Origin of the sequence: Streptomyces sp. NPDC057939 (assembly GCF_042887545.1) — a bacterium.
GTDB lineage: Bacteria > Actinomycetota > Actinomycetes > Streptomycetales > Streptomycetaceae > Streptomyces.
This window is the reverse complement of the sequence record NZ_JBHVPG010000011.1, coordinates 43,366-60,314: the sequence shown is the minus strand read 5'-3', so window position 1 is coordinate 60,314 and position 16,949 is coordinate 43,366. Positions and strand designations below refer to the sequence as shown.

Genomic DNA, 16,949 nt, shown 5'->3' with positions numbered 1-16,949 from the left:
CCGAGTCCGCCCGCTCGGGCCGGATCGAACGCCGCATCGCGTGGACTCCGAGCGGACGGATATGAGCCCGGGAACGGCCTCAGGCCGTCCTCGGGGGCCCGTCGGCGTCGACATGGAACGCACCGGGTCGCCCCGCCCGCCCTCGCGCACCGCTCGCTGAACGGCCGCAACCGCACAGACGCCACCGCCGGCATCGTCGACCGGGGTGGTGCGCCTCCTTCTGGTGGCACCCCTGGCCGTCGATCGACGTCGGAAACCGGATAGGGCAGGTCTTGGGCGCCTGGCATCATGGATCACGTGATCATTCGTCGAAAGGCCGATGCCGCGTAGACGGCCGCGCGCACTGCGCGCCGAACAACCGGCCTCCCGTGTCTGGGGGCCGACCCCACCGTTCCGGATCCACGGCCTCTCCGCGAGGGCGAGCCTGGCCGTGCACCGGGCCGAGCATTCGAGCGACAGCTTCTACATCCACCCAGGTGCCACCGACCATGCGTTGCGGCGGTACCGCGAGTTCCTTCACCCACCGGGCCGACGTCCGCTCTACCCGCGGGAGTCGTTCTGCTCGTGCACCTGGTGCTCCTTCGACGACGTCAGACATGCACGTGACGTGTTGGAGGAGGTGATGGAGCGGCTCCCGGAACGCCCCCGAGCCGAGCTGGGCCGGCTCGTGAAGCCCTTGGACGCGGAGTTCTTGCGCCGTACTCTTCCGGACCCGTTCGTGCGTCGGCGCGAGTGGCGGACTCAGTTCTGGTGGTACCGCCGTCTGGCCGACAGGTCTGAGTGGGGGTGACGGAACCCAGGGTGCCCGCTGCCGCCGTGGGGCCTTTGCCGTCGTGGGTGCTGTGATCACGCCGTCGGAACCGTCCCGGACCACGTCGCCCTGTTGCTCGCGCTGAAGCAACGGAAGCGGTTCGTCGAGGATGCGGTGCTGATCGTCGATGGCACCCTCGTCCCTGCACGGGGCCATGCCATTGCCACGAAGGTGAAGAACTACCGGTACAGGGTCGCTGGTCATCCCGCACCGCAGGTCTTGTCCCGGCCCTCCCGAAGACCGATTGCGGACACCCCTTGGCCGGGCTTCACCCCGCCGCCGTCTTCAGCTGGTCGGCGAGGTGACCCGAGGGGTGTTTCCTAGGCGCGCGGCGTCCGACGGCCCACGCCCCACTCGCCGGACGGCGTGACGAGGCCGTTGTCGGACACGGACAGCTGCTGGTCGGCGGCAACGGTGGCCTGCGGGGCGGGGACGGAAGCAGGCCGTCCGTGGTCCGCCGTGGACGCCTGGCTGGTGGCCGGGGCCGCGATGGCGACACTACCGGCCACGGCCATGGCACCGGCAAGCACAATCATTCTCTTCTTCATACTGGCTCTTGCCCTTCGCTCTGGTCGACATCTACCGCTCTTCACTCCTGGGCCGCGGAAGAGGTCCAGGCGAAAGGGGCGCTGTGCGTCGGCGGTTGGGGGTTGTCCGCCGGCGCAGGGCAGCGCCCCTGCGGCAGACTCAGTCGATCACGGTGGACTCTCACAGCCCCAGGCAATTCCGCCGGCAAAAATGCTGTCGGCGTACTTTTGCAGGCCACGGATCCACAGCGCCGGCGTACGTCTGGGCCGGGGCCGGAGCCGCTGCCTCCCCTCAACCCGGAGGCGCCGCGGCCGCTACTGGGCTCCGACCTGGTCATCCCGCATCGCCGTGCGCGCGGGCAGAGCGGACTGTTTCCCCGGCAGGCGGAACAGACGATCCGGTCAGCCGCGGAACTTCAGACGCCGAACAGCGGTGGCGGGTAGCCCGCAGGACACTGAAGGCAACGACGTGCGGCGAGCAGAGGAGCGCAGGGGTGATGGAGACAGGCCCGGTTGTCGTGTTCGCGAACTTCCTCTCGGACTTGGCGGTGGATCTCGACGAGGGGCAGATCCTGACGCAGTGGGCCCAACAGGCACCGCGCAAGGTGTGGCTGCTTCGGCCGGGCGATGCGCTCGTCACGCCGGTCCCGCTGAGCCCGGAGTTCTTGCGGTACGCGTTCGACCTGACCGGAGTCCCTGCGGGATCGGTCACCGTCATCCAGGTACCGCCCGCCGGAGCCGTTCCGCTGGCGCGGGCGGTGCGCGAGGCCGGCCTCATGGACCGGGTCCGGGCGGTTGCCGGTGACCGAGGTGCGGCGCTGTTGCCGACGGCCCTGGACGCCTCGGCGATCGCGTTCGCCCGCGACATCGGTCTCGCGGTGCACCCGTACCCCACGATCGAGGCCGCCGAGGCCGCCCTGAAGACGACCATGCTGCTCAATACGAAGGCCGGCTTCCGGGAGGCGGCCGGACGGCTGGGCATGCGGGTGCCCGCAGGGCGGGTCTGCCGGCGCGCACAGACCGAAGCCGTGACGCGCGAGCTGCTGCGGGAGCACGAACGCGTCGTGGTGAAGCCGGACCGTTCGGCCGGAGGGCACGGGATGCGCTTCGTGTCCCGCGAGGACCTTTCGGGCGGGGTGAGCCTGCGGCTCGATTCGGTCGGTGGGCCCGAAGGCCTTTGGGTGGTGGAGGAGTGCCTCGATGTGGCCGAGTCGGTCAGCGTCCAGCTGGACGTGACCGCCTCCGGAACACGGGTGCTCTTCAGCGGTGCGATGCGTACGGTCCGGGGCTCCTTCACGGGCTACGTTTCTCCGCTGCCGCCGTCCTGCGGACACGTGGCGGGCGAGCTGGAGCAATGGGGGACGCTCCTGGGCCGCCACTTGGCGGACCACGGCTACGCCGGGCCCTTCGGGCTCGACGCGCTGGTGGACACGGACGGTGTCGCGTACGCGAGCGAGAGCAACATCCGGCGTACGGCCACGACGACACCCCACAGCATGGTCGCCCGGCTGACTGCGGAATCGGTCGAGCCGCGCCCGGCATGGTCGGTGTCGAAGGGCTGGAGCCGCAGCCCCATGGACTTCGCAGGAGCGCTTGCCCGGCTGCGCGCATCCCGCCTCGCGTTCGACCAGGATCACGGCGAGGGCGTGGTTCTCTACGCGGACGCACCGCCCGATGGACGGTCCTGGCGGTACGCGGTGGTGGCCAGAAGCGCCGGGGACGTGGCAGAGCGGGAAGCGGCACTGGCCGAGGTCCTCGAATTCGAGGGCGGCTGACCCAGAGGATGCCGCTCCTGGCACCCGGATGGGTGCCGGGGTGAAACAGTGCGCAGGGACCCGCACGGCACCCCGGTTGCCTCCGCAGCGCCACGGCGATCGGCCCGCGGTCGCCGGCCGGTGCTTCCACGTCTGCTTCCACGTCGGCCGCTCGTCGTGAGGTGACGGACGGGGCTCAGGCTTGCAGGCGGGCTCGGGTCTCCCTGGCTGTCCGCCGCTTGAGTGCGCGCCGTTCGTCCTCGGTCAGGCCGCCGCACACGCCCATGTCCTGGCCCCCTTCGAGGGCCCACTGGAGACATTCGTCCAGGACCGGGCAGTTTCGGCATATCGCCTTCGCCTCCTCGATCTGGAGGAGGGCCGGTCCGCTGCTGCCGATGGGGAAGAACAGGTCCGGGTCCGCCTGTCGGCAGGCGGCCTGGTGACGCCAGTCCATCGTCGTGCCTCCGTTCACATTGCCGGATTGCTTCACTGCCCGCCTGGCCGATATCGCCGGCTCTATGCAGAACATCGGCACCGACTTCTTCTCCTCGCACCCGATCGCGGCGCACGGGTTCGTTTGGTGCCGGTATGTGGGGTAGGCGGGACGCATGTTCAGGCATCGACGTGTACGAACGGTTGTTGTACTTGTGATCAGTTGGACGGTGTTGACCGGCGTCGAGCGCTGGGGCGAGGGCGTGTCCTGGTCGAAGGCCGTGTCCAGCGGGCTGTTGTGGGCGGTCGTGGTGACCGGCGCCTGGTGGTTCGCCGAGTGGACGCAGGTGAGTCGGCGCCGTGGCACGCGCCGGTCGGACCTCTGCCGTGCGGAGTCGGATCAGGGACGGTAGACCGCGCCGGGGGAAGGGTCCCGGCCGACCTCGGAGCTTGGTCACCGACGAGATCAGAGGGGTGTACCGCACGCCGGCGTGCGGTACACCCCTCTGATCAGCCCAACAACCGGGCGAAGCTAGGGACGGTCACCGGTGCCGCCCTCCGAGGGGGCCGCGGTCTGCTGCTGTCCGCCGGGGCGCGGGGCCCGGGTTGTGTCGTGGATGCTGTCGCGAGCAGCCGCGGCGACTGCCTCGGGGGTGATGCCGAACTCGTCGTAGAGACGTTGGTAGTCGGCGGAGGCCCCGTAGTGCTCCAGGCTGATGATGCGTCCGGCGTCGCCGACCACGTCGCGCCAGCCCTGGCCGACGGCAGCCTCGACACTCACCCGTGCGCGCACGGCCGGTGGTAGGACGTTGTCCTGGTATTCGCGGGGTTGGGCGGCGAACCATTCGCGGCACGGCATCGAGACCACCCGCACCGCCAGGCCCTCGGCGGCCAGCAGGTCGCGGGCGTCCAGGGTGATGTGGACCTCGGAGCCGCTGGCGATCAGGATCACCTGGGGCGCAGCGCCGTCGGCCGCGTCCGCGAGGGTGTAGCCGCCGCGGGCCGCCTCCTGGGCGGGGGCGTACGTTCCGCGGTCGAGGACGGGCAGGTTCTGGCGGGACAGGATCAGACCCGCGGGTCGGTCGTTGTGCTCCAGGATGGTCTGCCAGCAGGTGGTGGTCTCGTTGGCGTCGGCGGGCCGCACCACGTCGAGGCCGGGAACGGCGCGCAGCGCGGCGAGGTGCTCGACGGGCTGGTGGGTGGGGCCGTCCTCACCCAGACCGATGGAGTCGTGCGTCCAGACGTAGGTGACGGGCAGTCGCATCAGCGCGGCGAGACGCACGGCCGGCCGCATGTAGTCGGAGAAGGTCAGGAAGGTGCCGCCGTAGGGGCGGGTGAGGCTCTGGAGCGCGATGCCGTTGAGAACGGCGCCCATGGCGTGCTCGCGGATCCCGAAGTGCAGCGTGCGTCCGTAGGGCCCGCCCTTCCAGTCCTTGGTCTGCCGGTCGGCCGGGATGAACGACGGTTCGCCGTCCATGGTGGTGTTGTTGCTCCCGGCGAGGTCGGCCGAGCCGCCCCACAGTTCCGGCAGTACCGGGGCCAGCGCGGTGAGGACCGCACCCGAGGCGGCTCGCGTCGCCATCCCCTTGGCATCGGCGGGAAAGGTGGGCAGGACGTCGGTCCAGCCCTCCGGCAACCGTTGGCCTTGGAGCCGGTCCAGCAGCGCGGCGCGTTCGGGCTGCGCATTGCGCCAGCTCGTGAAGGATTCGTCCCATTCGGCGTGTGCCGCGCGGCCGCGCTCCGCGGCCTGCCGGGTACGGGCCAGGACCTCGTCCTCGACGATGAAGTGCGCCGCGGGGTCGAAGCCCAGCAGTTGCTTGGTGGCGGCGATCTCGTCCTCGCCCAGGGCCGAGCCGTGCGCCTTGCCGGTGTTCTGCTTGGTGGGGGCCGGCCAGCCGATCAGGGTTCGCAGCATGATCAGCGACGGACGTCCGGTCTCGGCCCGGGCGGCGCGGGTCGCGGCGAGCAGCGCGTCGACGTCCTCGACGTACTCGCCGCCGGCGGTCCAATCGACGGTCTGCACGTGCCAGCCGTAGGCGGCGAAGCGGGCGGGCACGTCCTCGCTGAAGGAGATATCGGTGTCGTCCTCGATCGAGATGTGGTTCGAGTCGTAGAAGACGGTCAGGTCGCCCAGTTCCTGGTGGCCCGCCAGCGAAGCGGCCTCCGCGGTGACGCCTTCCATCAGGTCGCCGTCCGAGGCGATGACGTAGATGTGGTGGTCGAAGGGGCTGCTGCCCGGCTCGGCGTCCGGGTCCAGCAGTCCGCGTTCGCGGCGGGCGGCCATCGCCATGCCGACCGCGCCGGCCAGCCCCTGTCCCAGCGGGCCGGTGGTGATCTCCACTCCGCGGGTGTGACGGTGCTCGGGGTGTCCGGGCGTGGCCGAGGCCCAGGTCCGGTAAGCCTCCAGGTCGGAGAGCCGCAGGTCGTAGCCGGCCAGGTACAGCTGGATGTAGAGGGTCAGGCTGGAGTGGCCGCAGGAGAGCACGAACCGGTCCCGTCCGAGCCACTGGTCGTCGTCCGGATCGTGTCGCATGACGTTCTGGAACAGCAGGTAAGCCAGCGGGGCCAGGCTCATCGCTGTTCCCGGGTGGCCGTTGCCGACCTTCTGCACCGCGTCGGCGGCCAGCAGACGCACGGTGTCCACCGCACGTACGTCCACCGCGTCCCAGCCCGCGCGCTCGGCTGTCGGAGGCGCCACGGACCTGTGACCCCCTACTGCATCGGACTGCTCGCTGGTCATGCCGCTGTCCCTTCGTCAAGCGGACGGACCGGCCCTGCGGGCCGCCCGTCGGCGGATGTACCCTCGCGGCCCTGCCGGTCGGTACACGCTGATGTCCTCGTTGTCGTCACCGCGCGGACGGCGGCCGGAATCCCATCGTCCGAGCTGCCGCGGCGGAGCGCAGCTCCGCCGGCGTGGCGCTCTGCCGTTCGGTTCGTGCCGGCATCCCGTCCAGGTCGTCGGCGGAGAGCCGTTCGTCTGTACTCCAGCCCCTCGTGGGCGGCCGGGATCTTGATGGAAGGGTTCGGCCGACCGACCGCGCCCCAGAGCTCGCGGGCCATGGCAACGGAACGTCGGATTCGCGGTGGCCCCCACGACGGTTTCGTCCGCGATCCGCCTCTTCGGCCCTCCACACGCGAGAAGCTCCCCGGACAGGCCGTCGAGCCGGACCGGTCCATCGGCCGCGGTCAGCCCGATGAGCGGGCTGGATCCAGCGGAGACGGGCATGCGAAACCTCCAGAGCGGTACGGCACCGCGCACGTCTAGGGTGTCCCGCCCGGCGGACGGACAGACGGCGGCAGCACTCCCGGGGTGGTTCTCTCCCCACTTGCCCGGATCACCCGGCAGCAAGCGTGCTGCCCGAGATCGAAGGGCCGAGCCGGATCCTGCCACTGGGGTCGGCCGCCGGGCCGGGGCCGCGTGGACCAGCGCCGCCCGCCCGTCATCCCTCACGGAAAGCGACTTCAGCACGCCGCAGCCACAGCGTCGAGCGGCGGCACGGGGCCCGGTGCCGGGTTGGGGCCGGCACCGGGCGTAGTCGCGTTCGCCGGTGGTGGAGGGGTTTATACGGGGGTGTCGGGCAGGCTGGTGAAACCGGGGGCGCAGGCGGTGCGCAGGTTGGAGGGGGTGAAGGGGACGTTGTCGGTGGTGGTGCAAGTGGCCTGGTGGAGGGTGCCGTCGTCGGCGAGGAGGGTGATGAACAGGTGTCCCGGGCTTTCCTCCGTGACCGCGAGGGTGGTGTCGTAGACACAGCTGGGGGCGTTGGGGACGAGGGCGAGGTTGATCCAGACGCCGGGGTTGCGACTGTCGTTGAGGAACGCGTGTCCCTGGTTGTCCGTGGCGGAGCGGAAGACCGTCTCGAAGAGCCCGGTGCCTGAGTAGTCCACCACCGCGGAGCTGACGTCACGGGAGGTGCGGCAGCTGTTGTCGGTGCTCTGCTCGCCCGCACCCTGCTCCGCGGCCGGCTCGGGCAGGGCCGGAGCCGGCTTGGGCGCCTGCTTGACCGGTGGCTTCGTGGCGGGCTGCTTCTTCGCTGCCTGCTTCTTCGGGGCCTTGGGATCGGGTCCCTGGTACGCCGACGCGGCGGGCGCGAGGAGCGTCCCGGCGAGTGCGACGCCGGAGAGGGCCGCCACGCCTCGTGCTGCCCAGGCAAGTGTTCGCATGTGTGCTCCGTCGTCAATGGGGGCCTGCCCATGCTGGGGCGGCTCACGGTTGTGTGGGGGAGGAAGACCGTTGGCCTGGCGCGATCGTGTGCCGGGTTGGGATCGGGGGGAAAAGACGGGTTCTGCGTCTGTCTCGCAACCGTGGGCGAACATCGCACAAAAGTTCCGATCGGAATCGGCCGCCGGTCCGTGAGGTCACTCGTCCGAGTTCTGGGGGCGGCCCCGAATGGCCGCTCGTCGAGGGACCCGAGCCGGTCGCGGAGCGATGGGACCGCGGGGCGGGCATGGTTGGGCGGCTCGCCGGCCGGGCCCCGTTGACGAGCCCCGGCGGCGGTGACGGCGGACACGACGCAGTCGAGGTCGCCTTCGGCCTCAGCCTCGGCCTGGGCCAGAAGAGCGGTGGTGACCTTCGCCCAGGTTCCGTCCGCACCCCACATGTGCAAGGCGGCTGTGGGCACCCTTCCACGAGCCAAGGTGCTCGGACGGGTCCATCCAAGGCGTGCTGGTGCGGCACTTGAACGCGATCGCGTCGATCAACTAGCCGCGATCACGCCACCGACCACCCCTCCGCGGAGTCCGGTCCGGCAACAACGTTCGATGCGTGCCCACCGGGCGTCGGCCAACGACACGCCTGCACCAACGATCCAATGGCACGAACACCAGGGTGGTCGGCATCTGACGGGCCCGGACCTCCTCGATGGTCGGCACCCAGGAACCGATCTCGACGCTGTCCTCGGCCCGGTCGATCACCTTGAAATCCAGGACCTCGTGGTGCGCAGGGTCCTCGAAGACGTTGTTGTAGTCCTTTCGGGCCCAGCGGAAGGACTCTTCGTTCCGGTTCCGCGTCGACGAGCGCCGAGAGAGAGGCGTGCGGTGGTTCCCGGACGAACTCTTGCCGAAGTGAAGTGAATCGAGGGTGACGAGTGACGTGAGTTGTGCCGGATCGTTTCAGCCGATGTGAACGAACGACCTCGCCTCCTGGAGCCGGCCTTCTGCCGGTCGATCGTCAGTGCCGGCTGTTCCCTCCGGCCCCCGCCGGATACGGTCGCCCGACGTCCACCCACCGCCGTCCGGGAGGCGACGTGAGCGACCTGTCGTTCTACTGGTGCAGTTCGTGCCGGCGGCCCCTCTACGCCACCAGCTCGACCACCCTCGACGCCGACCGGGACTGGGAGATCGACCACCAGCAGCCCGGCGAATGCGGCAACGACCACCTGATGCCCCTGACCGGCACCGCCTCGGCACCCGAGAACCTGCGCGGCGCCCTGCGTGTCCTGCGACTGTTCGGCTCCTGAAGCCCTGCCTCCCGTCGGCTTCGGGAGGCCGGGGGAGGCCCAGGCCCTGCTTGAGGACAAGGGTCCGGAATCGGCCCTCCGTCCCGGACAGCTCCGCAGGCGCGCACGTGGCATGGACGTCGAGGCCGGCCCGAGGTCAGCCCCCAAAACCGGACCGCTCCGGGGACGCGCCGCTCGCGAGCGCCGGGGGCTCACCGGGGTTGGCGGTCCCAGAACGAGCAGTGCTGCGCGGAGTATGCGTCGACGGCCTGGATGCCGTCCGGTCGCCGGCGCCGCTGCCACCGACGGTCGGGTCCTGAACACGACGGTGGCCCACCGATGGCAGGCCGAGGACCTGTGGATGTCGACGGCCGACCTGGGGCGGACTCGACCCGATGGGAGAGAGCGCAGGACCGGCCTGCGAGGTGCCGAGGGAGCAGAGCGGGTTTCGCCGCGAGCCGGTGGCCAGTAGCCGGTAGCAGCTCCTCTCCGCCTGGTGCGGGGCCGCCGTTCGGGGGTGGCTACGCTGCTCGACGTCCCGCACCTCGGACAGCGGGCCCCGAAGGAGCGCCACCGGTATGAACAGCCCCACCGTCCCCCTCGCGCCGCACGCGGTTCCCGTGGAAGGGTGCGCCCCGTTCGGCCTTCGCTACGCACTCGTCGACGAGGTCGGAGGACTCGTGCGCCCGCCGGATCTGACCGAGGTCGGGGCATGGCACACCGACGGTCGTGGCGGTTTCATAGCCCCCGCCGCAGACCTGGCCGGTACGTGGGGGTACATGGACGGGTACGGCAGTTGGCTGGCCGAACCGACCTTGCAGCACGCCACCGGCTTCGACGAAGGCCTCTCGCGGTTCATGACCGGCGGGCTGTGGGGCTACGCCGACCCCTCGGGGACGGAGGTGCTCGCCGCGCGCTTCCTGGAGGCCGGTCCGTTCACCCACGGCCTCGCCGCCGTCCGCGGGGAGAGCGGAGCCGGTCACATCGATCCGAACGGCACGTTCGTGACCGACCCGGTCCACCGTGCGGCCGGACGGTACGGACCGAACGGCCTGGCCGGCGTCCGGACGGTCGACGGCCGGTGCGGCTACGTCGACCGCGAGGGCCGTCTCGCGATCGCCGCCCGCTTCGACCGGGCGCTGCCCTTCAACGCGGCCGGCACGGCGCCCGTTCTGCTCGGGGAGGCGTGGGGGCTGATCGACGCCACCGGTGCGTGGGTCGTCGAGCCCTGCTTCCGTCGCCTCGACGCCTTCGACGAGAACGGCCTGGCCTACGCCGTCGGCGGGACCGCGGGGGACATGTACATCGGGTTCGTCGACCCCTACGGGAAGGTCGTCGTCCGCCAGGAGGGCGAGATGGACAGCGTCCTGCGCTGTGGTCTGCTGAAGGTCGGTGACGAGTACTCGCGAGGCTTCCGCGACGCGACCGGCGCATGGGCGATCGAAGACGAGTACGAGTGGACGGACCGCTTCGATGCCGGTGGCGCGGCCGTCGCCAGGCCGCTCGACCCGCCGGTGTGGGGGGTGCTGCGCAGCGATGGCTCCTTCACCCCCGTCGCGCACCCCGAACCCCTCACCGACTCAGAGTCCTGGATCACCGGTTTCGACGGTGGGCACGGTACGGCGCCCTTCCTGACCCCCGACGGAGGCCTCGTCCACGTCGGCCGGGACGGCCGCGACGTGTGCCGGGTCGAAGTCGACGCCCCCGACCGCAGCGCGATCGCCCTGCGGAACGCCGCGGGCACCACGGTGTGGCGCGGCACGGCCGCCCCCGGCACGTTCGAACACCACCGCCCCTTCCTGGCCGAGGACGTCAGGGCGTTCATCGACCACACCACCGCCTGGGAGGGCGACCTGGGCGAAGTGGTGAGGGACCTCATGGCCCTGCCGCCCCGCGAGTTCCGCCCCACGTCCCTGATCTTCGACGGGAACCAGGACCCGTACGACCTCACGGACCTCGACGACTACGACCGGGCCGATACGGAGCAGGGCGCCGTGCTCGTGCTGGCGAGTACCTGGCTGGCGGCGGAGTGGCTCACCGAGTACCCGTGGTTGGAGGACGGTGTGCAGGACTGCTTCACCGAGATCCTGGAGACGTACGAGCGGCGGCTGTGCGAGCTGTTCGGTACGCAGTCGGCCGAGCTGGTGCACTGCCTGCGCGGCGGCGACGGTGAGTGGCAGGCCACCTGGGAGGTGGAGGGCCGTCACCTGGTCCTCCAGTACTTCCTGCTCATCGGCGACGGCGACCGCGAACTGCAGGTCTGGCTGGCCGTCGTCGAAGCCTGAACGGGTGATCTCCGCAGCCGTCACCCGATTGCGGTGGAGGCCGAGGCCAAGGACGGACGACGCGCCCGACGATCCAGCCCCTCGACGGTGGCCCTGGCTGCCTCCAGGTCGGCTGCTCGGCCGGCACGGCGGCGTCCGAGGAGAGAGGTACTCCTTCGTCTCACCCCCAGAGCTTCTTGTGGTTGGCCTTGTCCGCGTCCGTCGGCCGGTTCATCGAGATCGTGATCTCTTTCCACATCAGGGTGGCGGCCTTGCCCTCCGGTTTGTGGCACAGGCCCAGGGCGTGGCCCAACTCGTGGAGTGCGACGTGACGTTGGTAGTCGATGTCCTTGCCCATCCGCTGCTTGTTGAACACGATGTAGTCGGTGAAGCCCGGCGCCGCGCGGTACCGGTACTCCCCGACCGGCGCGTCCTTGCCGCTGCCGAGGTTCTCGTCGCGGAACTCCAGGTCGTTGACGGTCGTGGCGCTGTCGCCGAGGATCTTGATCCTCGCGCCGCCGTACTGCCAGGCCGAGATCGCGAACCTGCGCGCGTCGTCGTAGGCGGTCTCGTCGGTGAAGCGGATCTCCCCGTCGTCGACGGCCGACCTGTCTCTCGACTCGGACTCGCCCTTCACACAGGGGAGGGGATCCGCCGCGTGGGCCGGCGACGGAGGAGCGGCGGCGAGCACTGCGCAGGCCGCTGCGACGGAGAGCAGTGATAAGCGTCGACGTTTCACGCACCGCATCGTATTGGCTACGCAGGGTGAATGGGGCGTGGATTCGTGGCACCGCATGGTCGGCGTCCGGGCCGCAGTGCGGGAGGGTCCCTTCGGGGGTGGAAGGAAAGGGTCGCGCCGCGTCCACAGGCCATCTCGGGTGCGCCGACGCGCGACTGTGTACCGGGCCAGGGCTGTTGAGGGAGGGCGGTGCCCGCGATGGGTTCGGGTGAGCCGCAGTCTGCACGCAGGAGACCGGACGGTCAGGGGAGTCGCGGGTCCATGTCCCCCCGCCGTGTGACGGTATCTGTTCTGCCGACACGGATGGGTAAGTCCTCGAACTGACACTCCGGCTCCGCATGGGTGGCGTGGGGGCTCGTAGTGGGCGCAGGCGGGCGGCGGCGAGGTGCTCGGCGAAGCGGGCGTCGGTGGTTGCCGCGCGATTCCCAGGCGTTCCGGCTCAGCCGCTCGTTCCCCGGTTGGCGCTTGCCGAGCTCATCGCTCCTGAAGGCGTTACGGGCGGTGTGGAGCGGTCCGGGCTCGTGTTGTGGGGGCGGGGGTGAGAGGCGTCCCGTTCAGCTCGGTCGAGCCGGACCGGGCCCACCACAGGTCGCCCGTGGAGGTCAGGAAGGGGGCCTTCCCGTCGACGCCGGTGCCGTGATCGAAGGCGTCGGCAACTGCTGTCAGGTAGGTGGCGAGGTTGGGCCAGCCGTCGTCGAAGTGCCCGGTGTCGTCGTGTGCCGCACTGCCGAGGCGGCCCTGGCCGGGCCCCTCGCGCATGTCGATGATCTGGGAGTCGCCGTCGCTCTGCGCCCACGGGATCCACAACGCGTGCCACCAGGGCTCGTCGTCCCCGTCGGGTTGCGTCAGGTCGGGGTCGTCACCGGCGATCTCGATGCACATCTGCCAGTGTTCGACCATTCCCGCGACGGACATGGGTGGCTGGTCGGGGAGCAGGTTGGCCCACTGGGTGATCCCGTTGTGGCAGGCCAGTGATTCCACGAGGTCGGTGGGGAAGCGCAGCCCCATCGTCTCCTGTGCGGCCTCGACGTCGGCGGGGGCGGCAGGTGGGGCGAGTAGCGCGTAGGAGGTGGGGGTGTGTTGCCGCATCCAGGCGTCGATTCTGGCCCAGGAGCGGGCCACCGGCTGAGGCGTGGGGAAGGCGAGCACCCTGCGCAGGAGCTGCAGGTTGCGCAGCCAGTGGGGGTACTTGTCGGTCTCCGCCCAAAGCGCCCGCAGCTCGGATGGTTCGGCTTCGACCCGGTCCAGGACGCGCAGGGCCATTTCGCGGAGGTCGGCAGGAAGCGCGGGGACCGGCAGGTCGGGCCCGTACGGGCTGGTGACGGGTCGGCCCCCGGGGCACTGGGCGGCCACCAGGGCTACGGCGGCCACCGCTTCGACCGCCAAGTGTTGGTCGAGAGGGTCGTCGGCGTCGAGGACGTGGACGAGCGCGTCCCGCATGAGGCCGGGCCGGCCGGCCTCAACGGTCTCGTCGAGCGAGCTGCTGAAGTCCGCGGCGGTGTCGTTGTCGAAGGGGCCGACGTCCCAGGTGCCCATGGGTCTCCTTGAGGTGGGGTGCCTCAGGAGTGTTCCAGGCGGCACCGACATCACCGGTCCAGGGGGTGGTGCGTAGGGTCACGCCGGTGTGGTGATCGATGCTGCCCACGGACGTGCGATCTCTTGTCCCGTGAGGTGGCGAGAGACGCTTGCGGCACGGATCGATGGGTGTGCGCGGATCTGTCGTACAACACCAGGCCCTCTGCGGTCGCTTCCGGCGGATCAGTCCTCCAGCAACTGCCGCAACCGGCAGGCGTACCACGTGGTCGCCGCGCACACCCCCCACAAGGTGCTCGGCATCATCGCCCGCACCCCCGGCACCAATCCCGGTCGGCTCGTCGGCGAAACAGGCCTCAGCAACGCCGCCATCACCAAGATCATCGACCGGCTGGCCGCTCTCGGATACGTCGAACGCGCCAAGGACCCCGGCGACCGCCGCCGGTTCACCCTGACCGCCACCGCCGCGCACCGCCGCGTCCTGGGTGCGGCCATGGCCCGGATGACGGCAGGGATGGCCGAAGTGGTGCAAGGCCTCGACGAGTCGGAACTGGCGGCCGTCGGCCGCTGGCTCACCGGAACCGTCGCCGTCATGCGCGAGGCCGCGCTCGCCCTGGCCGAGGAGAACCGCAGCGGTGATTCGAGCGAAGGAGACGGCTGAGCCCCTTCAGGGTGTCCAGTGAGACTCGTGAGCTGGCTGGGGGCCTCCCGTACGCTCCGGACATGAGCGAACGCGTCGGCTACGGCATATGCGGTTCGGACGAGGAAGACCGCACCGGCCGGCGCGAGATCCTGCTCAGTCCGAACGTCCGGGAGGACCGGAACCACCTCGACCACGGACTCACCGGAGCCATCCGTGACCGGCCCGACCTGCCCCGGACCCTCGCGGCAGTGCGCGCCGACGGTACCCTCGCCTTCCCGAAGCCTCACCGCCCCGCACGCTCGGCGGCCGACGCCCGGTACAGCGGCGACGCGCTCACCGCCCGCAGCAGCCAAGAGCTCCCCCCGTGCGGCGCCCAGAACCACCACCCCGCCGACCCGATGGGCAAGACGTTGTTCGACCTCCCTGCCACCTTCGCCGACTTCGCGGCGGACCTCCTCCGCATGCGTACTCGCGCCGGCGCGAGCCGAGCCACCGCCCACCGGCCTCTTGAACCCCACCGGGAGACATCCGCGCCTTCGATCTCCGGCGGTCAGTGACGTGCTGCCCTACGTCTACCGGGTCACCAAGTACGACCCCGCCGACCGCAACCAGTACGGCCACTACACCGGCGCCGAGCCCGCGACCAGCGACCACGGACCGGTCGAAGCCGCCTACCTACGAGCCGTTGCCGTACTCGCGGAGGAAACCGGCATCGACCGGCTGGCCGTCCGCGAGCCGCAGATCGGAGGCTTCGCCCACTTCGGCCTGGAGCCACCGGCCGACGGCCACGGACTGGCCGACCTGTTCCCCGTCGGCCTCGCCGGGTTCCACGACGGAGCGCTGGTACCGATCGCCGTCGGCCTGGAACTGGTTCGGGTCATGCTCCGCGACAGCAGCGCCTGGTGCCGTCTGGAAGCGGAGGGCACCTTCGCCGTGCACGTCGGATGGGACCAGTACGTCTATGTGGGCAGCATCCGCCCCTGCGAAACGGCACTGGCCCGCATCCGCGCGCTCGGGCTGTTTCCGGAGCGCCTGGAGGCGTCGCCGTACGACTTCGTCCCCGACGACCCACAGTACGTACAGCGCCCGGCCGACGCCGACTTCTGGGCCCGCCTGAGCTGGACGGTCAGCTCCCACCGGGCCACGTACCTGGAGGAAACCTACGCCTCGAACGTCTCCCGGTGGCACCGTGTCACACGCGAGAACATCGAGGTGGTGCGCTCCCGGCTGGCGCCCCGCGCGCAGCTGGCGGTCTGGCCGGATCTGCTCACCGATGTCGCCGAGGCCGTTGCCTCCCTGCCCGACGAGGACCGGGTGGAAATCGTCTGGGAGGACAAGGACGGGCGTGTCGCCGCCACCATCGCGGACGAGACCCAGTTCGAGGCAGTGGTCGCCCGGCTCGCAGGTGCGTGTGCTGCCGGCGTCGTACCCCTGACCGCTGATGAGCGGCACCCGCTGTTCACCGCCGTACTGCCCGACAGCGACGGCGTTCTCCGCGCACGCTGGCAGACGGAGCCGACGCCCAGCGACCGGAACTGGGCCTTCCTGAAGACCCTGCGGCGCGGCCAGATCGTCACCGGCACAGTGACGACCATCGCCGACTTCGGCGTCACCTTCGTGGACATCGGCGACTTCACCGCGATGATCAACATTCCGGAGCTGTCCTGGCGTCCGATCGACTACCCGTCCGACGTCGTCAGCGTCGGCCAGGAGGTCACAGCTGAGATCCTCGACGTGGACATGCGTCGGGAACGGGTGCCGCTGTCCCTTCGAGCGCTGAACGAAGACCCGTTGCGGCGGCTGGCGCAAAGGATCGGAGAGGTGGTCGTCGGTCCGGTCACCAGGATCATGCCGTTCGGGGTGTTCGTCCGCATCGAGGATCGGGAGGACGGCTTCCAGGGGCTCGTGCACGACGGGGAGCCGGACGAACCATCTGAAAACGTCGTCGAGGTCGGCGACATCCTCTCTGTGAAGATCATCGAAGTCGATCTCACGCACCGTTGTATTGCCCTGTCACGTGTACAGGCCCCCGCATCCACGGCAGAAGGTCGGCCGCGTGACTGACGGCGAGAGAGAACAGGTGAGCGCCGAGTGGAGAGTGCGCTCGCGCAGCGTGACGCGTCGGCGGCGCGAGCCTGCCGATCCGTGCGCATGACTCCGTAGAGCAGTCGGAGTGCCGCGCCGAGGGTCGAACCCCGAGGGGTGGCTGCCCGTGTGTTGCGCCCGACAAGGAGGTCTTCGCCGCCGGCGCCGATGAGAAATGGCTCATCGGCGCCCGCTGTTCGGCCGCACCAGAGGGGCGGTCTGTTCCTGGGGAAATTCCTCGAATGACAGTGGTGGCCTTGGAGGGGGAACTGGTTGCTAGCTGACGCGCTCGATGCGTGCGCGTCGGATCAGGTTTTTGCCTGGTTCTCGTACTTTGTCGAAGGCTGCGTTGTTCAGTAGGACGCAGCTGCCTGAGGGGCCTGTCACTGTGACGGTGGTGGCTTGGCCGTTGTCGAGGTTCGTTACTTTCAGTTTTGTTCCTGTGGGGAATGTTCCGCTGGTTGCTGCCGGCGGACCCGCCTCCGCCGAGAACGTCACCGTGGACCCCGGGCAAACGACGTTCGTCACGGCAGGAGCACCCTGAACGCCGGCAGGCGCCTTGGGCGCGGGAGCGCCGGGAGCGCTACTGCCCAAGCGCTCGATGCGTGCGCGTCGGATCAGGTTTTTGCCCGGTTCTCGTACTTTGTCGAAGGCTGCGTTGTTCAGTAGGACGCAGCTGCCTGAGGGGCCTGTCACTGTGACGGTGGTGGCTTGGCCGTTGTCGAG

The 16,949-nt window shown here is 70.1% G+C and carries 13 protein-coding genes and 3 pseudogenes; 8 read left to right on the top strand and 8 right to left on the bottom strand.

Features of this window, described 5'->3' with window-relative positions:
- Positions 1-877: 877 nt before the first annotated feature.
- A pseudogene (locus tag ACFVS6_RS15130) lies at positions 878-1,000 on the top strand (IS5/IS1182 family transposase); the annotation flags it as partial.
- 131 nt (positions 1,001-1,131) lie between these two features.
- On the opposite strand, the gene ACFVS6_RS15125 reads toward ACFVS6_RS15130, so the two are convergent.
- Positions 1,132-1,347: a hypothetical protein gene (locus ACFVS6_RS15125; RefSeq protein ID WP_389703958.1), complete on the bottom strand. Its 216-nt coding sequence runs from the start codon at positions 1,345-1,347 to the stop codon at positions 1,132-1,134.
- A 488-nt stretch (positions 1,348-1,835) separates the two neighbouring features.
- Here ACFVS6_RS15125 and ACFVS6_RS15120 point away from each other — a divergent pair, with 488 nt between their 5' ends.
- Entirely contained in the window at positions 1,836-3,113 is a 1,278-nt protein-coding gene (locus ACFVS6_RS15120) for a peptide ligase PGM1-related protein (RefSeq protein ID WP_389703956.1), read from the top strand.
- 175 nt (positions 3,114-3,288) lie between these two features.
- Here the strand turns inward: ACFVS6_RS15120 and ACFVS6_RS15115 are convergent, their stop codons facing one another.
- Complete coding sequence (locus ACFVS6_RS15115) at positions 3,289-3,546, bottom strand: WhiB family transcriptional regulator (protein WP_389703955.1); 258 nt, start codon at positions 3,544-3,546, stop codon at positions 3,289-3,291.
- A 193-nt stretch (positions 3,547-3,739) separates the two neighbouring features.
- Between ACFVS6_RS15115 and ACFVS6_RS15110 the strand changes: the two genes are divergently transcribed.
- On the top strand, positions 3,740-3,937 hold the full coding sequence (locus ACFVS6_RS15110) for a hypothetical protein (RefSeq protein ID WP_389703953.1): 198 nt from the start codon (positions 3,740-3,742) through the stop codon (positions 3,935-3,937).
- Between the two features lie 119 nt (positions 3,938-4,056).
- Here ACFVS6_RS15110 and tkt read toward each other — a convergent pair whose 3' ends face one another.
- The 3 genes and pseudogenes from tkt to ACFVS6_RS15095 all read right to left on the bottom strand — a co-directional run.
- A complete protein-coding gene (tkt, locus tag ACFVS6_RS15105) occupies positions 4,057-6,264 on the bottom strand; it encodes a transketolase (RefSeq protein ID WP_389703951.1) in 2,208 nt (735 codons plus the stop codon).
- 821 nt (positions 6,265-7,085) lie between these two features.
- The gene (locus tag ACFVS6_RS15100) at positions 7,086-7,685 is read right to left on the bottom strand and encodes a hypothetical protein (RefSeq protein ID WP_389703949.1); all 600 of its coding nucleotides are present in this window, start codon (positions 7,683-7,685) and stop codon (positions 7,086-7,088) included.
- Between the two features lie 651 nt (positions 7,686-8,336).
- Positions 8,337-8,447: pseudogene (locus ACFVS6_RS15095) on the bottom strand (VOC family protein); the annotation flags it as partial.
- A gap of 320 nt (positions 8,448-8,767) precedes the next feature.
- Between ACFVS6_RS15095 and ACFVS6_RS15090 the strand changes: the two are divergent.
- The gene (locus tag ACFVS6_RS15090; protein WP_389703948.1) at positions 8,768-8,980 is read left to right on the top strand and encodes a hypothetical protein; all 213 of its coding nucleotides are present in this window, start codon (positions 8,768-8,770) and stop codon (positions 8,978-8,980) included.
- Positions 8,981-9,537: 557 nt separating this feature from the next.
- A complete protein-coding gene (locus tag ACFVS6_RS15085) occupies positions 9,538-11,244 on the top strand; it encodes a WG repeat-containing protein (protein WP_389703946.1) in 1,707 nt (568 codons plus the stop codon).
- Positions 11,245-11,404: 160 nt separating this feature from the next.
- Here ACFVS6_RS15085 and ACFVS6_RS15080 read toward each other — a convergent pair whose 3' ends face one another.
- Both ACFVS6_RS15080 and ACFVS6_RS15075 read right to left on the bottom strand, forming a co-directional pair.
- Complete coding sequence (locus tag ACFVS6_RS15080; protein ID WP_389703944.1) at positions 11,405-11,860, bottom strand: matrixin family metalloprotease; 456 nt, start codon at positions 11,858-11,860, stop codon at positions 11,405-11,407.
- Between the two features lie 594 nt (positions 11,861-12,454).
- Positions 12,455-13,498, bottom strand: a complete 1,044-nt coding sequence (locus tag ACFVS6_RS15075; RefSeq protein WP_389703943.1) for a DUF4259 domain-containing protein — start codon at positions 13,496-13,498, stop codon at positions 12,455-12,457.
- 262 nt (positions 13,499-13,760) lie between these two features.
- Here ACFVS6_RS15075 and ACFVS6_RS15070 point away from each other — a divergent pair, with 262 nt between their 5' ends.
- From ACFVS6_RS15070 to ACFVS6_RS15060, 3 genes are all read left to right on the top strand, one after another.
- The gene (locus ACFVS6_RS15070) at positions 13,761-14,156 is read left to right on the top strand and encodes a MarR family winged helix-turn-helix transcriptional regulator (RefSeq protein WP_389703942.1); all 396 of its coding nucleotides are present in this window, start codon (positions 13,761-13,763) and stop codon (positions 14,154-14,156) included.
- Positions 14,157-14,218: 62 nt separating this feature from the next.
- The gene (locus ACFVS6_RS15065) at positions 14,219-14,695 is read left to right on the top strand and encodes a recombinase family protein (RefSeq protein WP_389703940.1); all 477 of its coding nucleotides are present in this window, start codon (positions 14,219-14,221) and stop codon (positions 14,693-14,695) included.
- 1 nt (position 14,696) lies between these two features.
- Positions 14,697-16,202, top strand: coding sequence for a S1 RNA-binding domain-containing protein (locus tag ACFVS6_RS15060; RefSeq protein WP_389703939.1), 1,506 nt, complete (start codon positions 14,697-14,699; stop codon positions 16,200-16,202).
- Between the two features lie 297 nt (positions 16,203-16,499).
- On the opposite strand, the pseudogene ACFVS6_RS15055 reads toward ACFVS6_RS15060, so the two are convergent.
- Positions 16,500-16,949 (bottom strand): annotated as a pseudogene (locus ACFVS6_RS15055) (hypothetical protein); the annotation flags it as partial.